Source organism: Breznakibacter xylanolyticus (assembly GCF_003254275.1).
In the GTDB taxonomy this organism is placed as follows: Bacteria; Bacteroidota; Bacteroidia; order Bacteroidales; family Marinilabiliaceae; genus Breznakibacter; species Breznakibacter xylanolyticus.
In genome coordinates this window covers 117,653-137,362 of sequence record NZ_QKZK01000006.1, presented here as the reverse complement: position 1 = coordinate 137,362, position 19,710 = coordinate 117,653, and the positions used below count along the sequence as shown (strand labels likewise).

9 protein-coding genes are annotated in these 19,710 nt (G+C 53.1%); all 9 read left to right on the top strand.

What is annotated here, in order from left to right; genetic code table 11:
- Positions 1-208 precede the first annotated feature (208 nt).
- The 9 genes from LX69_RS05105 (at position 209) to LX69_RS05065 (ending at position 19,695) form a co-directional block, all read left to right on the top strand.
- Positions 209-2,359, top strand: a complete 2,151-nt coding sequence (locus LX69_RS05105) for a hypothetical protein (RefSeq protein ID WP_111444749.1) — start codon at positions 209-211, stop codon at positions 2,357-2,359.
- Between the two features lie 71 nt (positions 2,360-2,430).
- Positions 2,431-4,875, top strand: a complete 2,445-nt coding sequence (locus tag LX69_RS05100) for a glycoside hydrolase family 31 protein (protein WP_245934942.1) — start codon at positions 2,431-2,433, stop codon at positions 4,873-4,875.
- A gap of 87 nt (positions 4,876-4,962) precedes the next feature.
- Entirely contained in the window at positions 4,963-7,740 is a 2,778-nt protein-coding gene (locus LX69_RS05095; protein WP_111444775.1) for a glycosyl hydrolase, read from the top strand.
- Positions 7,741-7,814: 74 nt separating this feature from the next.
- On the top strand, positions 7,815-9,716 hold the full coding sequence (locus LX69_RS05090; RefSeq protein ID WP_111444748.1) for a rhamnogalacturonan lyase: 1,902 nt from the start codon (positions 7,815-7,817) through the stop codon (positions 9,714-9,716).
- A 139-nt stretch (positions 9,717-9,855) separates the two neighbouring features.
- Positions 9,856-11,217, top strand: a complete 1,362-nt coding sequence (locus LX69_RS05085; RefSeq protein ID WP_111444747.1) for a glycoside hydrolase family 88/105 protein — start codon at positions 9,856-9,858, stop codon at positions 11,215-11,217.
- Between the two features lie 271 nt (positions 11,218-11,488).
- Entirely contained in the window at positions 11,489-12,808 is a 1,320-nt protein-coding gene (locus LX69_RS05080) for a rhamnogalacturonan acetylesterase (RefSeq protein WP_111444746.1), read from the top strand.
- 195 nt (positions 12,809-13,003) lie between these two features.
- A complete protein-coding gene (locus LX69_RS05075) occupies positions 13,004-14,455 on the top strand; it encodes a glycoside hydrolase family 28 protein (RefSeq protein WP_245934941.1) in 1,452 nt (483 codons plus the stop codon).
- Between the two features lie 174 nt (positions 14,456-14,629).
- On the top strand, positions 14,630-15,757 hold the full coding sequence (locus tag LX69_RS05070; RefSeq protein WP_111444744.1) for a glycoside hydrolase family 88/105 protein: 1,128 nt from the start codon (positions 14,630-14,632) through the stop codon (positions 15,755-15,757).
- A gap of 269 nt (positions 15,758-16,026) precedes the next feature.
- Positions 16,027-19,695 (top strand): DUF4450 domain-containing protein, encoded by a 3,669-nt coding sequence (locus LX69_RS05065; protein WP_111444743.1) that lies wholly within the window; start codon positions 16,027-16,029, stop codon positions 19,693-19,695.
- Positions 19,696-19,710 lie beyond the last annotated feature (15 nt).

The window sequence follows — 19,710 nt, the reverse complement described above, 5'->3', positions numbered from 1 at the left end:
AATGACATTTAGTGTGTGAGTCTAAGATGGATGAAAAACATGAAGATTTTTAGATGTCAGACAGATAGATGAGACTGAAGAGACAATGAAATCTATAATATCTTTCTTCATCTTACCATCTGTCTCATCGTCTTTCGTATAATCGACAATGTATCTTGATCTCTTTTTGCCGAAAAGATATCTTTCAACAACGAAACTGTGTTTGTGTATGTTCAATTTGTTTAGAGTTGTGTTTCTGGCCGCATTCAGCGGGGTGTTGTTGGCTTGTTCATCGGGCGGCAACACCCCCCGGCCTATCGACCGTCACAGTGTGGTGGCGCGTCATGGGGTCTCGGTGACCTCGTTCGATACCCTCTCGTCGCTCACTGTGGGTAACGGAGCCTTTGCCTTTACGGTCGATGCCACCGGCTTGCAGACCTTCCCCGATGCTTATGCCCGCGGTGTTGCGCTGGGAACGCAAAGCGACTGGGGATGGCACAGCTATCCAAACACCCAAAACTACCAGCGCCACGAGGCGTATAAAACCTATGTCTACGAAGGTCGCGAGGTGCCCATCTCTATTCAGCACAAAGGCAACGATCGCAAGGCCTTGGCGGGCGATTACTTTCGTGTGAACCCCCATCGTTTGCACCTGGGGTTATTGGGGCTCGACATGCGTCATGCCGATGGCCGTGTGGTGTCGATGGCCGACATCACCGACGTGCAGCAGTCGCTCGACTTATGGACGGGCATCATTCAAAGCCGCTTTCGCGTAGATGGCTCCCCTGTGTCGGTGACCACCGTTTGCCATCCCGATGCCGATGTGGTGTCGGTGCGCATTGCTTCGCCCTTGATCGAATCCGGGCTGCTCTCCGTGAAGCTCTCCTTTGGCTATCCCACCGGCAAGCACACCGACATGGCCTTCGACACCCTTGTACCCGAGCGTCACCGCTCGGCGTTGACGGTGGTGTCGCCCACTCACGGGCGCATTGCCCGTTCACTCGACTCGACCCGATACGATGTGGATGTGCAGTCGCTTACGCCCGTGCGGTTTGTGCAGACCGACCATCACCAAATCAATGTTCAGTCTGCTTCGGGCGAGGTGCTCGAATTGTCGGTGCGCTATGCGCCTGAGTCGGCCGCTGATGCGTTGCCTCTGCACGAGGCCACCCTCGCTGCATCTAAAGTGGCCTGGGAGCAGTTTTGGATGAGCGGTGGGGCGGTCGATTTCAGTGGTTCCTCCGACCCGCGTGCCGCCGAATTGGAGCGACGCGTGGTATTGTCGCAATATCTCACCCGTGTGCAGTGTGCCGGCATCTATCCTCCTCAGGAAACCGGGCTGACGTTCAATAGTTGGTTTGGGAAGTTCCACCTTGAGATGGACTGGTGGCATGGAGCCCATTTTGTGCTGTGGGGACGCCCCGAGTTGCTCGAGAAACGACTGGGGTGGTACCGGTCAGTTTTTGATGTGGCCAAAGCAAAGGCTGCACGTCAGGGCTTTGAAGGTGTGCGTTGGGGCAAGATGACCGATCCGTCGGGGGGCGATTCCCCATCGTCTATTGGCGAGATGCTCATTTGGCAACAGCCGCACATCATTTATTTTGCCGAACTCATTTATCGCCAGCGAAGCGACTCGGCCACCCTGGCCCGCTATGCCGACCTAGTGTTTGCCACGGCCGACTTTATGGCCTCGTTTGCCCGCTGGGACGAGACGCGTGCTCAGTTTGTGCTGGGGCCTAACATTATTCCCGCACAGGAGTGTTTCAAGCCCGAAACCACCCTCAATCCACCCTTTGAACTGGCCTATTGGGCTTATGCGCTCAATGTGGCCATCGGTTGGCAACAACGCATGGGGCTTCCGGTTACTGATAAGTGGGTGAAGGTGCGCGACGGTCTGGCGCCTTTGGCTTCGGATGGTGATAAATACTTAGTGGCTGAAAGCTCGCCCGATACCTATACCAACCCCGCCTGGCGCCGCGACCATCCCATGGTGTTGGGTGCCTTTGGCATGATGCCCGGCTCGGCTTCGCTCGACACGGCCATGATGGCGCGAACCTTCGATCATCTCATGAACGATTGGGATTGGGCGCACACCTGGGGGTGGGATTATCCCATGACGGCCATGTGTGCCACCCGACTTGGCAAGCCTGCTGATGCCATTCATGCGCTGTTGATGGAGGTGCAAAAAAACACCTATCTGCCCAACGGGCATAACTATCAGGACACACGTTTGCGCATTTACCTGCCCGGCAACGGCGGCATCCTCACCACCATGGCCATGATGTGTGCCGGGTACGACGGGTGCACCTCCGTGAACCCCGGTTTCCCTAACGACGGCACGTGGACCGTGCGGTGGGAGGGGTTGAATGTTATGCCATGATGCCATTTCGTTGCATTCGTTGAGACGCGATTCATCGCGTCTCTGCCAATAATAAACAATAAATCAACAATATGAAATCAATCACCCGTTTCGTCGGTCTGGCATGGATGGTCCTTTTGATGGCCTCGTGTGGCAACCGAATCGATGTCCGTCAGGATGGCAATGTGCTGGCCTTTGACCTTGACAGTGCCCGTTATCAAATAGAACTGTGCTCGCCCACCATGTTTCGGGTGCGCATGGCCGCCCCGGGGCAGCCTTTTGCCGACAATGAACCTTGGATGGTGAACCGCTATCAATGGGATGCGGTCGATTACACCTTGTCGCAGGAGGGCGGTTTGCTTACCATTAAAACCTCCGAATTATTGGTGGAGGTCAATACCCAGCCTTTTGGGATAGCCGTGTACGACAAGAATCATCAACTCATCAATACCGATGCACAGCCTTGTGGTTACGATGGCGAGACGCCCCGTGTCACCAAACAATTGCAGCCGGGCGAGCACTTTTTCGGCTTTGGGGAACGCATGGATTTTGTCGATCAGTTGGGCAAACGCATCGAACTCAACGTGGGACGCGGCATTGGGCTGCCTCATGAAGTGGGTGCCTACAACACCCTGAAGGCCAATTATGCCCCGGTACCTTTCTTTATGAGTACTCGTGGCTATGCCATCTTCTTTCACAATGCTTATCCTTCTGTCTGGGACATGGGCAAGGCCGATGCTTCGCGCTATACTTTCTCGGCTGCGTCGGGTGAATTGGATTACTATTTTATTTTTGGTCCTGCCTTTACGTCGATGATTGGCGAGTACACCGCCTTGTCGGGACGTTCGCCCCTGATGCCCCGTGCTGCCATGGGCTTGCACGTGGGAACCTACAGTGGTGGCACCTGGGGATATGAACATCTGACGTCGCAAAACTATGTGGTGAAGCTGGCCAAACGCTTTCGCGAGCTGGGCATTCCCGCCGATATTCTTCACCTCGACAGTACGTGGCGCATCTTTGGGAAAGTGAACGGTAAGGGGGGCACTTCCTTTGAGTGGCGCACCCCGGGATTTACCAATCCTAAGGCCATGTTCGACCAGTTGTATGCCCTCAACTACGCCATGGTGGGGCTGCACATTCGTCCCCGCATCGATAATGGGGAGGTGAAAAACCTTCTTACCCTGGGTCAGGAAGCCGGTATCACCTACCCCGAAGGCGACTACGCGGGCGATTTCCCCAATTATTTCGAGAAGAGTGCCTCCGACTGGTGGTGGGAAAACTGCATGAAACCGTTGGCCGATATGGGCTGCAAGTTTGTGAAGACCGACGAGGGCAGTGCTTTTGGACATCAGGGCAATGAGCTGGTTGACAAAACCGGACCTCAGGGGCCCGAAATCCGTGCCCTGCACAACGTGTTTCCCGTGGCTTATGCCAAAACCACTTATAGCCAGTTTGCCGAACATAACGGCACCCGCGGCATGAACCACACCCGCGAGGGGTTTGCAGGCATTCAGCGCTATCCCTTCATTTTTGCCGGAGACTGGCCCTCGGAGTGGCAATATTTTGCACCCGTGGTGCGTGCCGGCATCAACATCGGTCTGTCGGGCATTGGTGCCTGGAGTCATTGTATGGGCGGGTTCGAACATGTGGCCGATCCTGAGCTGTACATTCGTTGGTGCCAGTTTGGAATGTTGAGTCCCGTGGCCATGCTCTTTGGCATGGAGCACCCGAGTTACAAGGAACCCTGGGCGTATGGTGCCGAGGCGCAGAAAATATTCACGCAATACGACAAGCTGCGCTATAGCCTGGTGCCCTACATCTACTCATCGTATTATCAGGCTTATGCTACCGGTGTGCCCATTATGCGGGCTTTGGTGATGATGTATCCCAATGATGTGAATACCTACAACATCGACGACCAATATCTGTTTGGCGACAACCTGATGGTATGTCCCGTAACCGTGAAGGCGGCCAAGACCCGTGTGGTGTATCTTCCCGAAGGGGAATGGGTGGACTACTGGACCGGCGAAAAGCTGCAAGGTCGTCAGCACATCCAAATTACCACACCCATTGAGAAATTGCCCATGTACGTAAAGGCCGGAGCCATTATTCCTTATCAGCCCGACATGCAGTACATGGCCGAGAAGCGTGTGGATCCTCTCACGGTCGATGTTTATCCGGCAACGCAACTCTCGTCGTTTGATCTTTATGAAGATGATGGTGTTTCCACCAAATATCAGGATGGCGTGTATGCCATTACTCGCATTACCTGTAATCCTGGCGACAGCGGTTGCCAAGTGTCCCTGTCGGCCACCGAAGGCACTTTTGCCGTGGAGCCCCGCAACGTGATGCTCCGTGTGCGTTGCGACAAGCAACCCGCGGGGGTGATGTTGAATGTCAACGGACAATCGACCGAACTGGCGCAAACACCCAATGCTGATGCCGTGAATCAATGGAAATATGACGCCAACAATGGTGTGGTGACCGTGGTGGTGTTGCACGATGGTAAAACCAAACGGGATGTGGTGATCAAATGATGGTTGCCCCGGTAGAGACATGGCATGCCATGTCTCTACGCACCCCCCCAAAAAAAAAACATTAAACCCCACAAATTCCCCAAAAACATGTCCCCAATCATTCATCAAATAAAAAACATCATCCGCCCTACCGCCTGCACGTTGTTACTGGCATCTTGTTTCGTCACCCATGCCCAAACACAGGCATGGCCTGAGGTGAAAAAGGAAATGAAACCCTGGTCGCGATGGTGGTGGATGGGAAGCGCCGTTGATGCTGCTAACTTATCGGCCGAGATGAATAAATATGCTGCCGCCGGGATTGGCGGCATGGAGATCACCCCCATTTACGGTGCAAAAGGGTTTGAGGATAAATACCTTCCTTTTTTGTCGGACGGCTGGATGAATATGCTGTCTCACACCCTGGCCGTGGCCGATTCGCTGGGCATGGGCATCGACATGAACACAGGTACCGGATGGCCTTTTGGCGGTCCCCATATCATGCTTAGCGAGGCGGCATCGCGGCTCATCATTCAAAAGTACTCCCTGGCAGGAGGTAAAACCCTGACAGACCCTATTAAGGTCGATAACCCAAAGCAAGCCCCCGGTGCCGTGTTGCAATCGGTGGTGGCTTATGGCTCCAAAAACCGGGTGGTGGATGTGACGGCTCACCTTGATGCGTCGGGACACCTCAATTGGAAAGCCCCCAAGGGTGAGTGGACATTGTATGCCGCTTTTGCCGGCAAGACCCTTCAGGTGGTCAAACGTCCTGCCCCCGGTGGCGAAGGCTACACCTTCGATCATTTCTCGAAAGAGGCGTTGCATAAATATCTGTCTCGTTTCGATTCGGCGTTTGCCGGGAAAGATGCCATGGTTCGCAACTTCTTCAACGACAGTTATGAGGTGTTTGGCGCCAGTTGGTCGCCTGTGTTTTTCGATGAGTTCAAGACCCGTCGGGGTTACGACTTGCGCCTGCATCTGCGCGAGCTCAATGGTGATGGCGACTCGGCTTTGATGGCTCGCATCAAATGTGATTACCGGCAGACCATGAGCGACCTGGTGCACGATCATTTCACCGTGGGATGGACTCAATGGGCACATGCCAAAGGAGCAGGCACCAAGAACCAGTCGCATGGCAGCCCGGCTAACCTGCTCGATCTTTATGCCACGGTGGATGTGCCCGAGATTGAGACTTTTGGCGGAGGTGAATTCCCCATTCCAGGGTATCGTCGCGACAGCCTCGATGCCAAATATTCCGATACCGATCCCTTGTTTCAAAAATTTGCATCCTCGGGTGCTCACACCACCGGCAAAAATCTGGTGTCGTGCGAGACCTTTACCTGGTTGCGCGAGCATTTCAAAACCAGTCTGATGCACATGAAACCCGAAGTGGACCAGTTGTTTGCTGCGGGAGTCAACCATCTCTTTTTTCATGGCACCACCTTTTCGCCCGCTGAGGCTGGTTGGCCGGGGTGGCTCTTTTATGCTTCTGTGCATTTTGGACCCACTAACAGTTTCTGGAATCATCTGGATGACATGAGCGATTACATCACCCGTTGCCAGAGTGTGCTCCAGTCCGGTAGTCACGACAACGACGTGCTGGTGTACTGGCCGGTGTACGACATTTGGCAGGATGCCAGCGGGATGGAGAAACAACTCACCGTACACAATGCCCACAACTGGTTGCACATGCAGCCTGTGCGCGACTTGATGGCTCGCGGTTATTCGTTCGATTTTGTGAGCGATGCCCAAATTGAAGCCATCACATTAAAGGATGGCGGGCTGGTGACTCATCAGGGGGTCAACCCTTATAAAACCATCATCGTGCCCGAAGCGGATTACATGCCCGTGGCGACATTGAAGAAACTGATTGAACTGGCTCATGGCGGTGCCCGTGTCATCTTTGAGAAACTGCCTGCCGATGTGCCCGGGTATCACGACCTCCAGCGTCGTCGGGATGTGTTTCGGTCGATGTTAAGCAGTTTGGCGTTTGAGAAGGTCAATGGCCTTTCGCTGGCGCAGACCGGTGATGGCACCGTGATGCTTTCGTCCGATTTAAGAAAGGCGCTCGATGTGGTGGGTGTGTCGTGTGAGACCCTTACCGACCGTGGATTGCGTTTTATGCGGCGCAAAGCCAATGGAGGGTATTACTATTTCCTGACCAATTTATCTGACAATGCCGTGGATGGGGACATCCCCCTGTGCCGTTCTGCATCTTCGGTGGTGTATATGAATCCCATGAACGGTAAGGTGGGCGTGGCCGCTTCGCGCCCTCAGAACAATGGCATGCAGGTGCGCGTGCAGTTGCAACCCGGTGAATCGTGCATTCTTTGGCTCACCGATGTTCTTCCGCAAGGGACAGCGTCATGGCGTTACATCGACAAAACAGGAACGCCCATTGTCATCACCACCCCCTGGCAGTTGCAGTTTGTGAGTGGCGGCCCGGTGTTGCCGCAGCCTGTCACTCTCGACACCATTCGCTGCTGGACCCGTTTGGGTAACAATGACATGAACCGGTTTTCGGGTGTGGCTTCTTATACCACCACCTTTCATCTGAAAAAGAACGCTGCTGACTATCTGCTTCAGCTTGACCAACTATATGAAACCGCCCGCGTGTATATCAACGATCGCGAAGTTGGCGTGGTGTGGGCCTTGCCGGCAACGTTGCGCGTGGGCGAATACCTGCACAACGGTGACAACACCATTCGCATTGAAGTGGCCAACCTCATGGCCAACCGCATTCGCTGGATGGATCAGCAAGGCATGAGTTGGCGCAATTTCCGCGAAATCAATTTTGTGAACATTGCCTATAAACCGTTCGATGCATCCAAATGGGACGTGCAACCATCCGGTGTGGATGCCCCGGTGGTGTTGGTGCCCGTGGAATGATACCGTTGACCCCAGGTAGAGACAGGGCATGCCCTGTCTCTACGCCCCCCAAAAAAATTCCCAATAATCAAATCATGAAAAATCCCCTGCTATCCCTGTTGTTATTATTGTTATCCCTAACCCTATCCGCCCAGCGCCAGGCCGAATACCTCGACCGTGGACTGGTGGCTGTGGGAGCCGGCCGCGACAGTGTGTTCGTTTCCTGGCGACTGCTGGCATCCGACGCACCATCGACCGCCTTTAACATCTACCGTCAGGTGAATGGCAAAGCCCAAAAACTTAACGCCTTGCCCCTTGTCGATGCCACCTCGTGGATGGACGTGACATCCACATCGGCTCAAGGCCATTCCTATTTCGTGACCCCTGTGGTGAATGGAGTGGAGGGCGCTCACGAAGGTCATTTTGCCATCCACCGCAAAGCAGCCTCTCATTCGTGGCTCACCATTCCCCTGCAAACACCCGACGGCTACATCCCCGGCGACATTGCCCCCGGTGATCTCGACGGTGACGGATCTTACGAACTGGTAGTTCACATGACCGGTCGTGGTCACGACAATAGTCATCATGGAGTGACGGATGCCCCCGTGTTTCATGCCTATAAAATGGATGGAACCCTGTTGTGGCGCATCAATTTGGGAATTAACATACGCGAGGGCGCCCATTATACCCAGTTTCTGGTCTACGATTTCGACGGTGATGGCCGTGCCGAGGTGGTGATGAAGACCGCCGATGGAACCATCGATTGGGTGGGGAAGGTGATAGGCGATGCCAAAGCGGATCATCGAAACAATGACGGGCACATTTTGCGCGGGCCCGAGTATCTCACCGTGTTTGATGGACTCACCGGCGCGGCCTTGTGTGCCATCCCTTATGAGCCCTCCCGACACCCCACGTTGAAAAATCCCACGCCCAGCGATATGGCACAGGTGTGGGACGATGGCAATGGCAACCGTTCGGAGCGTTACCTGGCATGTGTGGCTTACCTCGACGGGTTACATCCCTCTATTGTGATGTGTCGTGGCTATTACAGCCGCGTCTCCATGGCTGCCTTCGATTGGCATAACGGGCAGATGACCAAACGCTGGCTTTTCGACAGCGACGACGGCACGCCCGGCAATCGTGCCTTTCACGGTCAGGGCAACCACAGTGTGAGCGTGGGTGATGTGGATGGGGATGGGTGTGATGAAATCATTTACGGCTCGGCGGTCATCAACAACGATGGCAAAGGGCTTTATTCAACAGGTTTGGGGCATGCCGATGCGCTGCACTTCTCTGATTTGGATCCCTCTCGTCCCGGGTTGGAGATCTTTAATATTCAGGAGTATTTCGGCGATGCCGGGATGAACTTTCGCGATGCCCGCACCGGTGAAATTCTTTGGAAAGTTGCCTCTGTGAAGGCCGACGAAGACGGTGGCGACAAGGGCGAAGGGCCCGGTCGTGGCGTGGCTTTTAATGTCGATCCGCGTTACCCGGGGAATGAGTGCTGGGTACGTGGCGCCGGTATCGTGGGGATGTGGAACGCTCAAGGAGAGAAAATTGCGGAGGTCAATCCCCGCTCGTGCAATTTTGCCGTGTGGTGGGATGGTGACCTGTTGCGCGAGCTCCTCGACGGCAATCGTGTGATGAAATGGGACTGGAAAAATCAGCGCATCCAAAATATAATGGTGGCCGATGGCTGCGTGAGCAACAACGGCTCCAAGGGGACACCGGGACTCAGTGCCGACCTGTTTGGCGACTGGCGCGAGGAGGTGGTGTTGCGATCCCTCGATAATCGTTCGCTACGCATCTATACCACCAACATTCCCACTCATCATCGTTTGGTGACCCTGATGCACGACCCCATTTACCGGCTCAGCGTGGCTTGGCAAAATGTGGCTTACAACCAGCCACCCCATCCCGGTTTTTATATTGGCGATGACATGGACGAACTAGTTCATCCTGCACTTCTCATCATCAAATATTTATCAGAAAAATAACAACCCAACCAATGAAATGAGCCATGAGTAAGCCTTACTTACACAGAGGGATGATTATTGGCGAGTTCCACCAGATCATTAAGAAGAACAACACCCTTAAGTCCCCCTTTGGGGGATTAGGGGGCTTAATTATAAACATATGAAAATCATTTCCTATTGTTTAGCCGGCACAATGATGTTGTTGTCGTGCTCCCAGCCCGGTGGAAGTCATCCCGATCAGGTGAATGATGCCACTGCCCCGCTGCATCTGATGCAGCCTGATTATCAAACACCTTATGGCACCACTCAGCCCCAGGATATCTCGGCGGTGTTGAACAGGGTGTTGGTTTATCTCGATTCGGTGACCCCGGCGCGTGTGGTCGATGGCCAGACCGGTCAATCGGTGGACGACCTGAGTCGTTTGCCCGAACAATTTGCTTTTGCCAAAGCCGATTATCGCCTCACCAGTTACGAGTGGGGCGTGACGTATGCCGGCATGCTCAGTGCTGCCGAAGCCACCGGTGATGAGCGTTATGCCGAATATGTATCGAGCAGACTCAATCTGCTGGTGAAGCTGTTTCCGGCTTGTCTTCAGCGATTTGAAAGTAATCCCCAAGCGGTGAATCCTCTCAAGGGCTTTGTGGCCCCTCATGCGCTCGATGACTGCGGTGCCCTTTGTGCCGGTTTCATCAAGGCTCATCGCGCCGGGTTGGGGGGCGACATCCGTCCGGTCATCGATCATCAAATCAACTACATTACCAACAAAGAGTTTCGCCTCAGCGATGGCACGTTGGCTCGAAACAGGCCACTGCCCAATACCATCTGGCTCGACGACCTGTTTATGAGCGTTCCTGCGCTGGCGCAGATGGGCAAGCTCACCGGCGAAAGCAAGTATTTTGATGATGCCGTAAAACAGGTGTTGCAGTTTTCGCAGCGCATGTTCGTGGCCGAAAAAGGGTTGTTCATGCACGGCTGGGTGCAGGGCATGGAGCCGCATCCTGCGTTTCATTGGGGACGAGCCAACGGATGGGCGTTCATGACCATGGCCGAATTGCTGGATGTGTTGCCCGAGTCGCATCCGGGTTATGATGCCGTGCTGGCTCAGTTTCGCGCTCATGCCAAGGGTTTGGCGGCCTGTCAGTCGGGTGAAGGCTTTTGGCATCAGTTGCTCGATCGCAACGATTCATATTTGGAAACATCTGCCACGGCCATTTATACCTATTGCTTTGCCAAGGGCATTAACCGCGGCTGGCTTAATCCATTGGCTTATGGCCCTTGCGCTCTGTTGGGTTGGAATGCGGTTGCCACTAAAGTGACCGACAGAGGACAGGTGGAAGGTACCTGTGTGGGCACGGGAATGGGCTTTGATCCTGCGTTTTATTACTACCGTCCGGTGAACGTCTTCGCTGCTCACAGTTATGGGCCGGTGTTGCTGGCCGGTTCTGAAATGATAAAGCTCCTGAAGTTGCATCCCTACACCATTAACGACAGTTCGGTGCAGTTTGGGGAAGAGATAAAGTAATGAAGAATTTTCATTGACACGGTGTTTAGGGAACACAGAGTTTTCAATGAACACAGAGGTGCAAAGTCACAGAGTTTTCTGAAGTTGTGTTGTGCGTTTGAGATACGATTAAACCTGTGTTCAAATAAAAATGCAGATAACTCAAAAGAGTTATATAGTAGTTAAGAATAAACTCAGCGTCTTCGTGTCTCAGCGTTTATTTTGATTTTGTGTTTGTTGAGTCAATTGTTTTAAACTCATTCAGCGGTTTTTAATTAATGCCTTTCAATTCATGAAAAAGCTTCTTTTTATTTGCGCGGCCTTCGTGTTGTTTGTAACATCGGTGATGGGACAGGCCATGAAGTTCGATTTCGGAAATGGCAAAACGGCCAAAGGGTACACCCGGGTGGCACCCGAGATGGTTTATTCTGATGCATCGGGATTTGGGTTTGATTACAATACCCGCCCCGCAGCCGAGAAGCACAAAAAGGGCAACGCCCTTACTTCTGATTATTGCTTTTCGGACAGGCCGTTTTATTTTTCGGTGAAATTGCCGGAGGGGAATTACGACGTGACGTTGACGCTGGGAAATCCCAATGGCACTTCATCGACCACCGTCAAGGCCGAGTCGCGCCGTTTGATGCTCGAGAAGATGCAGACCGTTCGTGGTGAGACCCTTCAGCGCACCTTCACCGTGAATGTGCGCACGCCTCGCATCAGTGACAATGAACGCATTCGCATTAAGCCCCGTGAAAAGGGCTATCTCAATTGGGACAACAAGCTCACCATTGAGTTTGGCGACAGTCTGCCTTCGGTGTGTGCCATGGAGATTGTTCCCAATGCCACGGCTACCACGGTTTTTCTGGCGGGTAATTCCACCGTGGTAGATCAGGACAAGGAGCCGTGGGCGGCCTGGGGGCAGATGATCACCCGTTTTTTTGAACACGGGAAAGTGGTGGTGGCCAACTATGCCGAATCGGGTGAAGCGCTTCATTCGTTCAAGGCATCGCAGCGGTTGGCCAAGATTCTCAGTGTGATGAAACCCGGCGATTACCTTTTTATCGAGTTTGGTCATAACGACCAAAAGCGCAAGGGCGATGAGCATGGTGCTTGGGGCTCGTATTCCGATTTGATGCGTGAATTCGTTTCCTTAACACGACAAAAGGGCGGCAATCCCGTTATCGTCACCTCTATGCATCGTCGCAATTTCGACGCCAACGGCAAGGTGGTTCACTCCTTGGGCGACTTTCCCGCTGCGGCTCGCAAAGTGGCTGCCGACATGCAGGTTCCTCTTGTTGATCTGAATCAAATGAGTGAAATCATGTACGAAGCATGGGGGCCGGAGAAATCTATCAAAGCATTCGTGCATTATCCTGCCAATACCTGGCCGGGGCAGGAACAAAAACTCGAAGACAATACCCATTTCAACAGTTTTGGAGCCTATGAGATCGCCCGCTGCATTCGCAAAGGCATCATTGATCTGAAGCTGCCCCTTGCCCAATTTCTCACCACCGATGTTCCCGAATTTGATCCTTCACACCCCGACGATCCCGACAGCTGGTCATTATCGATAAGTCCTATGGCTGCCAACGAGAAACCCGACGGAAACTGATCCCGGGTTGTCAAATAGTGATGGTTGGTGCAAATATTCTTCATTTTTTGACACAAAATTCATGGTCGTTGTGGATGATTGTCATTCATGGTTGAAAAGGGTTAACCCTCTGATTGATGTAAATTTGTTTGAACTCTTGCCGATGTCCCCACGGGGGATGGTGGGCTTGAAAACGAATCAATGAATTGCGTGAAAATGATGAGAGGGATAGTGGTAGGGATGATGCTTGCATTGGCCATGTGCGTGCAGGCGCAGGATTGGCTGAAGCTGACCGGCGCTAAAAGGTTTCCGGAGTCTGGACGGGTATATTGTGTTAATGATTATGGCGCATTCCAAGGCAAGGTAATTGCTTCGACGGCTGCCATTCAAAAAGCCATTGATGTATGTTCGGCCAACGGTGGTGGTAAGGTGACTTTCCTGCCTGGTGTTTATCATACCGGAGCCATTTACCTCAAAAGCAATGTCAATTTTGAGATTGCCGAGGGGGTAGAGCTGCGCGCACTCATGGATGTAAAGTATTATCCCGAAATTTTAACGCGGGTGGCCGGTATTGAGATGATGTGGCCTTGTGGGGTCATCAATGTGCTCGACCAGGAAAATGTGGCCATTACCGGTAAAGGAACCCTTCATGCCCAGGGGAAGGTGCATTGGGAACACTATTGGAATCTTCGCGAAGCCTATACCCCTATGGGGTTGCGCTGGGCATCGGATTACGACAGCAAACGGGTTCGCACCCTCGAGGTGGCCAATAGCCGTCATGTGACCATCAGCGGCATTACCATCAAACAAGCCGGATTTTGGACGGTGCACGTGATGTATTGCCACAATGTGACGGTCGACGGGGTAATCATCCGCAATAACATCGATGGCAAAGGACCCAGTACCGACGGGGTGGACATTGACTCGTCATCCTACGTGGAGGTGATGAACTGCGACATCGACTGCAACGACGACAATTATTGCGTGAAGGCAGGTCGCGATGCCGATGGCTTGCGGGTGAATCGCCCTTCGGAGTACATTTGGTTTCACGACAACATAGCCCGTGCCGGCGGCGGTGTGTTGGTCATTGGCAGCGAAACATCCGGCTGGATTCGTCATGTCAGAGCTGAGCGCATGAAAGCCTATGGTTCCGGAAATGTGCTGCATCTCAAATCGGCCATGACACGTGGCGGCGGTGCCGAAGACATTACGGTGATCGATTGCCAGGCCGACGGAGTGAGAAACTTGCTGCATGTCACGCTTAACTGGAATCCCAGTTATAGCTATGCTCAACTGCCTGCAGACATGACCGAGATGCCCGAACACTGGAAGGTGATGACCCAACCGGTGCCCGATGGCAAAGGCATCGCCCGATTCAGCAATATCACGCTCGAAAACTGCACGGCCATTAATGTGTATGGCACTGCTTTCGATGTGGAAGGGCTTGAGGTATCGCCCATCACCGACGTCACCGTGCGTAACGTGGACGTGCAGGCCGCCGTGACCGGACAGTTGAAACACGTCAGCAACTGGAAACTCGAAAATATTAAAATTACCACCCCAAAAGGTGAGCGGCTGATGGTGGAGAACGACAAAAAAGTGACCCTCAAACAGGTGACCTATCATGCCGGGGGCGATAATCTTATTGTGCGAAGTGATTCAAAATGATGTAAATTGAAGGTGGTTTCTTCGGTTTAAACAATGACGAATCACGCATGATGATTGGAGGGAGTGCAAAAGTGCACGAAAAAGAAAATGAACACAAGAAGACATTGACTGAATATTAATGACAACAACCCCATATTCCCCCTTTTGGGGATGACGGGGCTTAAATTTTAAAACATGAAAAAACACCCATTCATTCTGGCCATTGTTGCCACCATGTTGTGTGGAACCGCTCTGGCACAGCAGTTGCCCGATCGCAAAGAGGTGCTGGCCACCCTTGTTCGTGCCAACGACTATTTCATGAAAAAATTCCCCGACGTGGGCATGAAACTCGTCACCGACCGCGAGCGCCCCAGTAACATCTGGACCAGAGGCGTGTATTACGAGGGATTGACCGAGCTTTATAAAATCTATCCCAAGAAGGAGTATTACGACTACATGCTCAGTTGGAGCGAGTTTCACAAGTGGGGCATGCGCAACGGCAACACCACCCGCAACGCCGATGACCATTGCTGTGGTCAGACTTACATTGCCCTTTGGAAGATGGATCCTCAGGCCGAGCGCTTGCGCAATATTAAGACGTCCATCGACATGATGGTGAATACCCCGCAAAACGACGACTGGTGGTGGATTGATGCCTTCCATATGGTGATGCCTGTGTTTGCCGAACTGGGCAACATTACCGGCGACAACCGTTACTATGAGCGCATGTTCGAGATTTATAACTATAGCAAAACCAAGCATGGCGGCAATGGCCTCTTCAATGCCAAGGATGGCTTGTGGTGGCGCGACAAGGATTTTGTGCCTCCTTACAAAGAACCCAATGGTGAGGATTGCTACTGGTCGCGTGGTAACGGGTGGGTCATTTCGGTGATGGCTCGTCTGCTCGACACCATGCCCAAGAATGCGCCGCACCGCGATGAGTACGTGAAGATGTTGCAGACCATGGCCAAAGCCCTTAAGCCCATTCAGCGTGCCGACGGATTTTGGAACGTGAGCCTGCACGATGCCAATCACTTTGGCGGCAAAGAAGCTTCGGGTACGGCGCTGTTCGTCTACGCCATGGCTTGGGGCGTGAACAACGGTATCCTCAAGCGCGAGGAATATCTGCCCACCATTCTCAAAGGGTGGAATGCCATTGCCACCGAGTGCGTGCAGCCCAACGGTTTTCTCGGTTACATACAGGGAACCGGCAAGGAGCCCAAAGATGGTCAGCCTGTTACTGTGTCGAGTGTGCCCGACTTTGAGGACTACGGCTTGGGGTGCGTGCTGTTGGCCGGTACCGAAGTGTACAAACTAAAATGATTTATTGAGTGGTTTAATTTTGTGATAACCCGGCAGGTGCCTCATGCCTGGCGGGTTTTTTTTTGATGCACGTTGGATTGAACGCTGAGGTGCAAAGGCTCGTCGTGCTTGTTGCGAATATCTTGATATAGAGAGAAATGTTGTTGTTTTTTTTCATGGTTTTCTAAAGCTAACACCTGCAGTTTTGATGCATTATTGCCTGCTTAATTAATTTTAAACCCTAAACCCTAAACCCTTAACTTATAAACTTTAAACTTCACCCCCCCCCAATGACCTTCCGGCTTCTCACTGTTTTCTGTTTGTTCATCGTTGCCTTTACATCGCTTGTCGCACAGCCATCAACTGTTGACGCGCCGGCGAGACCATTGCGTTATCGACCCGATGGTGATGACTTTGTCATTATTAACGGCACAAAGCGCTTTAATCGGGCTTTGTACGGTACTAACACCGGATTCCGGGTCGAGGCGGGCGACTTGCCCGAATTTGCCATGTACATGCCTCGTTTTGGGGGTAACCTGCACTTGGGCATCTCCAATGGGAAGCAGTGCAAGTGGCTGAAAAATTTTCAAACCATTGAAGCCCGCTACCGTGCCGGTTCCATGATTTATACCCTGCGCGATTCATTGTTGGGAAAGGCTTCGTTAAAAGTCACGTTATTGGCGCTTTCGCTGGGTGAAGGGATGGTGCTGAAGGTCGAAGCCGACCAAAAGCTCATAAACATTCAACTGGTGGCTGCGTTTGGCGGAGCCACCGACAAGCGCTTCAGTCGCGAAGGGGACATGAATGCCGACCCGTCAGATGTCTTTGATTTAAAGCCCGACAACTGCGTGGGCAATCGTTTTGATATCAGTGGCCATCGTTTTTTTCTTCAATACGGCAACGGAAATAATGTGATCCCCATGACGCCGTCAGCCACAGGCGATAAAAAACAGGTGATGGGCATTTTTCCCGCTTCGGCATCATTGCGTGTGGGTGACGCTGCGTTGATCAATCATCCTCAACAACTTCTACAATCATCGGTTTCCGATACGCCTGTGTTGGTCGCTACGGTGCCGGGGGTTGGGATAAAACCCTTGTTCTTTCAACTGAAAGTGCCCGCCGTCGCTGCTGATTTCCACATCTCCGATAAGCAAATACCGGCAGTATTTCAACAAAGTGAAGCAGACCGGGCACGATTGGCTTCGCGTATCCGCGTTTCCACCCCCGACCCGTACATCAACACTCTGGGGGCTGCTTTGGCGGTGGCCGCCGATGCCATATGGGAAGATTCCACTTATCTGCACGGCGCCATCGGCTGGCGCATGCGCCTCAATGGTTGGAGAGGTCCATACACTGCCGACCCGCTGGGCTGGCACGACCGTGCCAAAGGCCACTTTCGCAGTTATGCCCGGTCGCAAATCACTGAGCCTGCTTGGGGACCCTCGGTGCCCGACCCGGCCAAAAACCTGGCCCGACAAGAAGAGAAGCTGGGCAACGCCCTTTTCACCAGTGGTTACATCTGCCGCAATCCCAATGGCGACATTCGCCCACATCATTACGACATGAACCTGGTGTTCATTGATGCGCTCATGCGGCATTTCAGGTGGACGGGCGACACAGCTTTCATGCGTGAGATGTGGCCGGTGGTGGTGCGCCACCTCGACTGGGAAAAACGCAATTTCGATGCCGACAACGACGGCCTTTACGATGCCTACTGCTGCATCTGGGCCAGTGATGCCTTGCAGTACAGCGGTGGCGCGGTGACCCACTCGTCGGCCTATAACTATTTTGCCAACACGATGGCCGCACAAATCGCCAAACTCATTGGCGAAGATGGTCAACGATTTGCCCTCGAGGCTCAAAAGATTAATGAAGCCCTCCGAGGTCGTCTTTGGATGCCATCGGTGGGGCATTTTACCGAATACCAGGAGTGGATGGGTGAGAAGCCGTTGCATCCCTCGGCGGCTTTGTGGACCATCTATCATGCCCTCGACTCAGAACCTGCCACCCCGCAAATGTCTTGGCAGGCATCGCGTTACATTGAGACCGGTTTGCCCCGCCTTTTCATCACCTCCGACACGTCTCGTTTAGTGGGTGACACGCGTCGCCTGTGTGATTATTACGTGCATGCCACCACCAATTGGCAGCCCTACGACTGGAGCATCAACAATGTGGTGATGGCCGAAAACCTGCATGCCGCCCTGGCTCACTGGCAGGCCGGCCGCTCTGAGACGGCTTTTGACTTGTGGAAAGCCACTTTGCTCGATGCCATGTATCTTGGGGGCAGCCCGGCCAATTTTGTGCAACTGTCGGCTCTCGATGCCTCGCGGGGCGAGATGTACCGAGACTTTGCCGATGAAGTTGGCATGACTGCCCGCTCGCTAGTTGAGGGTCTTTTCGGTTTTCGACCCGATGCCCTCTGTGGTGTGTTGAATGTGATGCCGGGGCTGCCCGATGGCTGGAACCATGCTGCATTGCAGACACCTGATTTATCATTCAATTATCAACGCAACGGTTCTGTTGACCGTTATGAACTCTCTCAGCACTTGCCTCAAACGTTGAAGTGGCGCATCCATTTGAAAGCAAGGGGCGATAAAGTGGTGCGCATCACCGTCAATGGTCGTCCCGCAAATTATACTTTATGCAACCTGGAGGTTTTTCATGCCCAAGTGGTGGTCGAGGCTGAAGCTGCTGAACATCTGGTGGTGGAGGCCGAGTGGGGCGGTGATGCCTTGCGTGCTCAACCTCAAGAAGTCAAGGTGGCGCTTGGGGATGATTTCAGTCTCGATGAGGTGGTAAAGGTATCCGATCCTCAGCAATTGCTGAAGGAAATTTGGGTCGATCAAAAATCCAATATTCATGGAAAGATATCGGGCGAATTGGGACATCGCACGTTGTTTGCCCGCGTGAAACAGGGCGATTTTATGTGGTGGATGCCGGTACCCGTCGAGGTCGTTCAGCCTGTAGAAGTGCTGGTTCTGGCATCTCATAACGATGGCATGTCGTTACAATTAACAAATTACTTCAATCATCCGGTGACGGTCGATGTGTGGGTGAACCACCGGTTGGTGCATGCCAATGTTACATTGCAACAACGAGATACATCACCCTTGTTCATAGTAGAAGCGACCTTGTTGATGCCGGGCGATAACCTGATAGAGGTGAGACGTTGCGGGAGTGACGTCAGTTTGGGGTCGGGGCGTTTTGTATCTGCGTTGATGCTAAAATCAACTACGCCCCAGACGACAATCGATTTGAGTGGTGTGTTCAATGCCCGAATTACCGACATTTTTCAGCAGGAATACCTCACGCCGCGCTGGCCGCATCCCACTTTGCAACTGCCCAAACACGGGGTGGGTAACTGGTGTTATCCGAATATCCATCCGGTAATTGACGACAGTGGACTGCGTGAAAAAGCCAAACTCGGTAACAGGGTAGTGAGCCCGTCGGGCGTCATGCTTGCGACACCTTCGGCCGCTGAAGTGCCTAATGTTGCGTTTGCATCGTTGTGGGACAATTACCCCGACTCGATATCTGTTGTGTTGCAAGGAAAGGGGCGTCATCTTTATTTGATGATGGCCGGATCAACCAATCCCATGCAAAGCCGAATGGTGAACGGAACCGTGACGGTGCGATATGCCGACGGCTCCGGTGAGGTGTTGCCCCTGGTGAATCCCGACAACTGGTGCCCCATCGAGCAGGATTATTTTCACGATGGCAAGGCGTTTGAAATCACTCAGCCCGCCCCCGTGCGTCTGCATCTGAAAACCGGCTGGATGGGCAGCCATTTCGACGGTCATAATGCCATCAAAGGATACTCGAACCGCATCATTGATGGTGGTGCTGCCGTATTGCTCGACATGCCCATCCACCCTGATAAAATGCTTGAGTCGCTCACCATTCGGGCCACCACCTCCGATGTCATTATCGGGTTGATGGCGGCCACGGTGGTGGAGTAGCCGTCACGAAACCTT

Coding starts and splice junctions, on each gene's coding strand:
- LX69_RS05105 (WP_111444749.1), top strand. CDS start 209: ATGTTCAATTTGTTTAGAGTTGTGTTTCTGGCCGCATTCAGCGGGGTG.
- LX69_RS05100 (WP_245934942.1), top strand. CDS start 2,431: ATGAAATCAATCACCCGTTTCGTCGGTCTGGCATGGATGGTCCTTTTG.
- LX69_RS05095 (WP_111444775.1), top strand. CDS start 4,963: ATGTCCCCAATCATTCATCAAATAAAAAACATCATCCGCCCTACCGCC.
- LX69_RS05090 (WP_111444748.1), top strand. CDS start 7,815: ATGAAAAATCCCCTGCTATCCCTGTTGTTATTATTGTTATCCCTAACC.
- LX69_RS05085 (WP_111444747.1), top strand. CDS start 9,856: ATGAAAATCATTTCCTATTGTTTAGCCGGCACAATGATGTTGTTGTCG.
- LX69_RS05080 (WP_111444746.1), top strand. CDS start 11,489: ATGAAAAAGCTTCTTTTTATTTGCGCGGCCTTCGTGTTGTTTGTAACA.
- LX69_RS05075 (WP_245934941.1), top strand. CDS start 13,004: ATGATGAGAGGGATAGTGGTAGGGATGATGCTTGCATTGGCCATGTGC.
- LX69_RS05070 (WP_111444744.1), top strand. CDS start 14,630: ATGAAAAAACACCCATTCATTCTGGCCATTGTTGCCACCATGTTGTGT.
- LX69_RS05065 (WP_111444743.1), top strand. CDS start 16,027: ATGACCTTCCGGCTTCTCACTGTTTTCTGTTTGTTCATCGTTGCCTTT.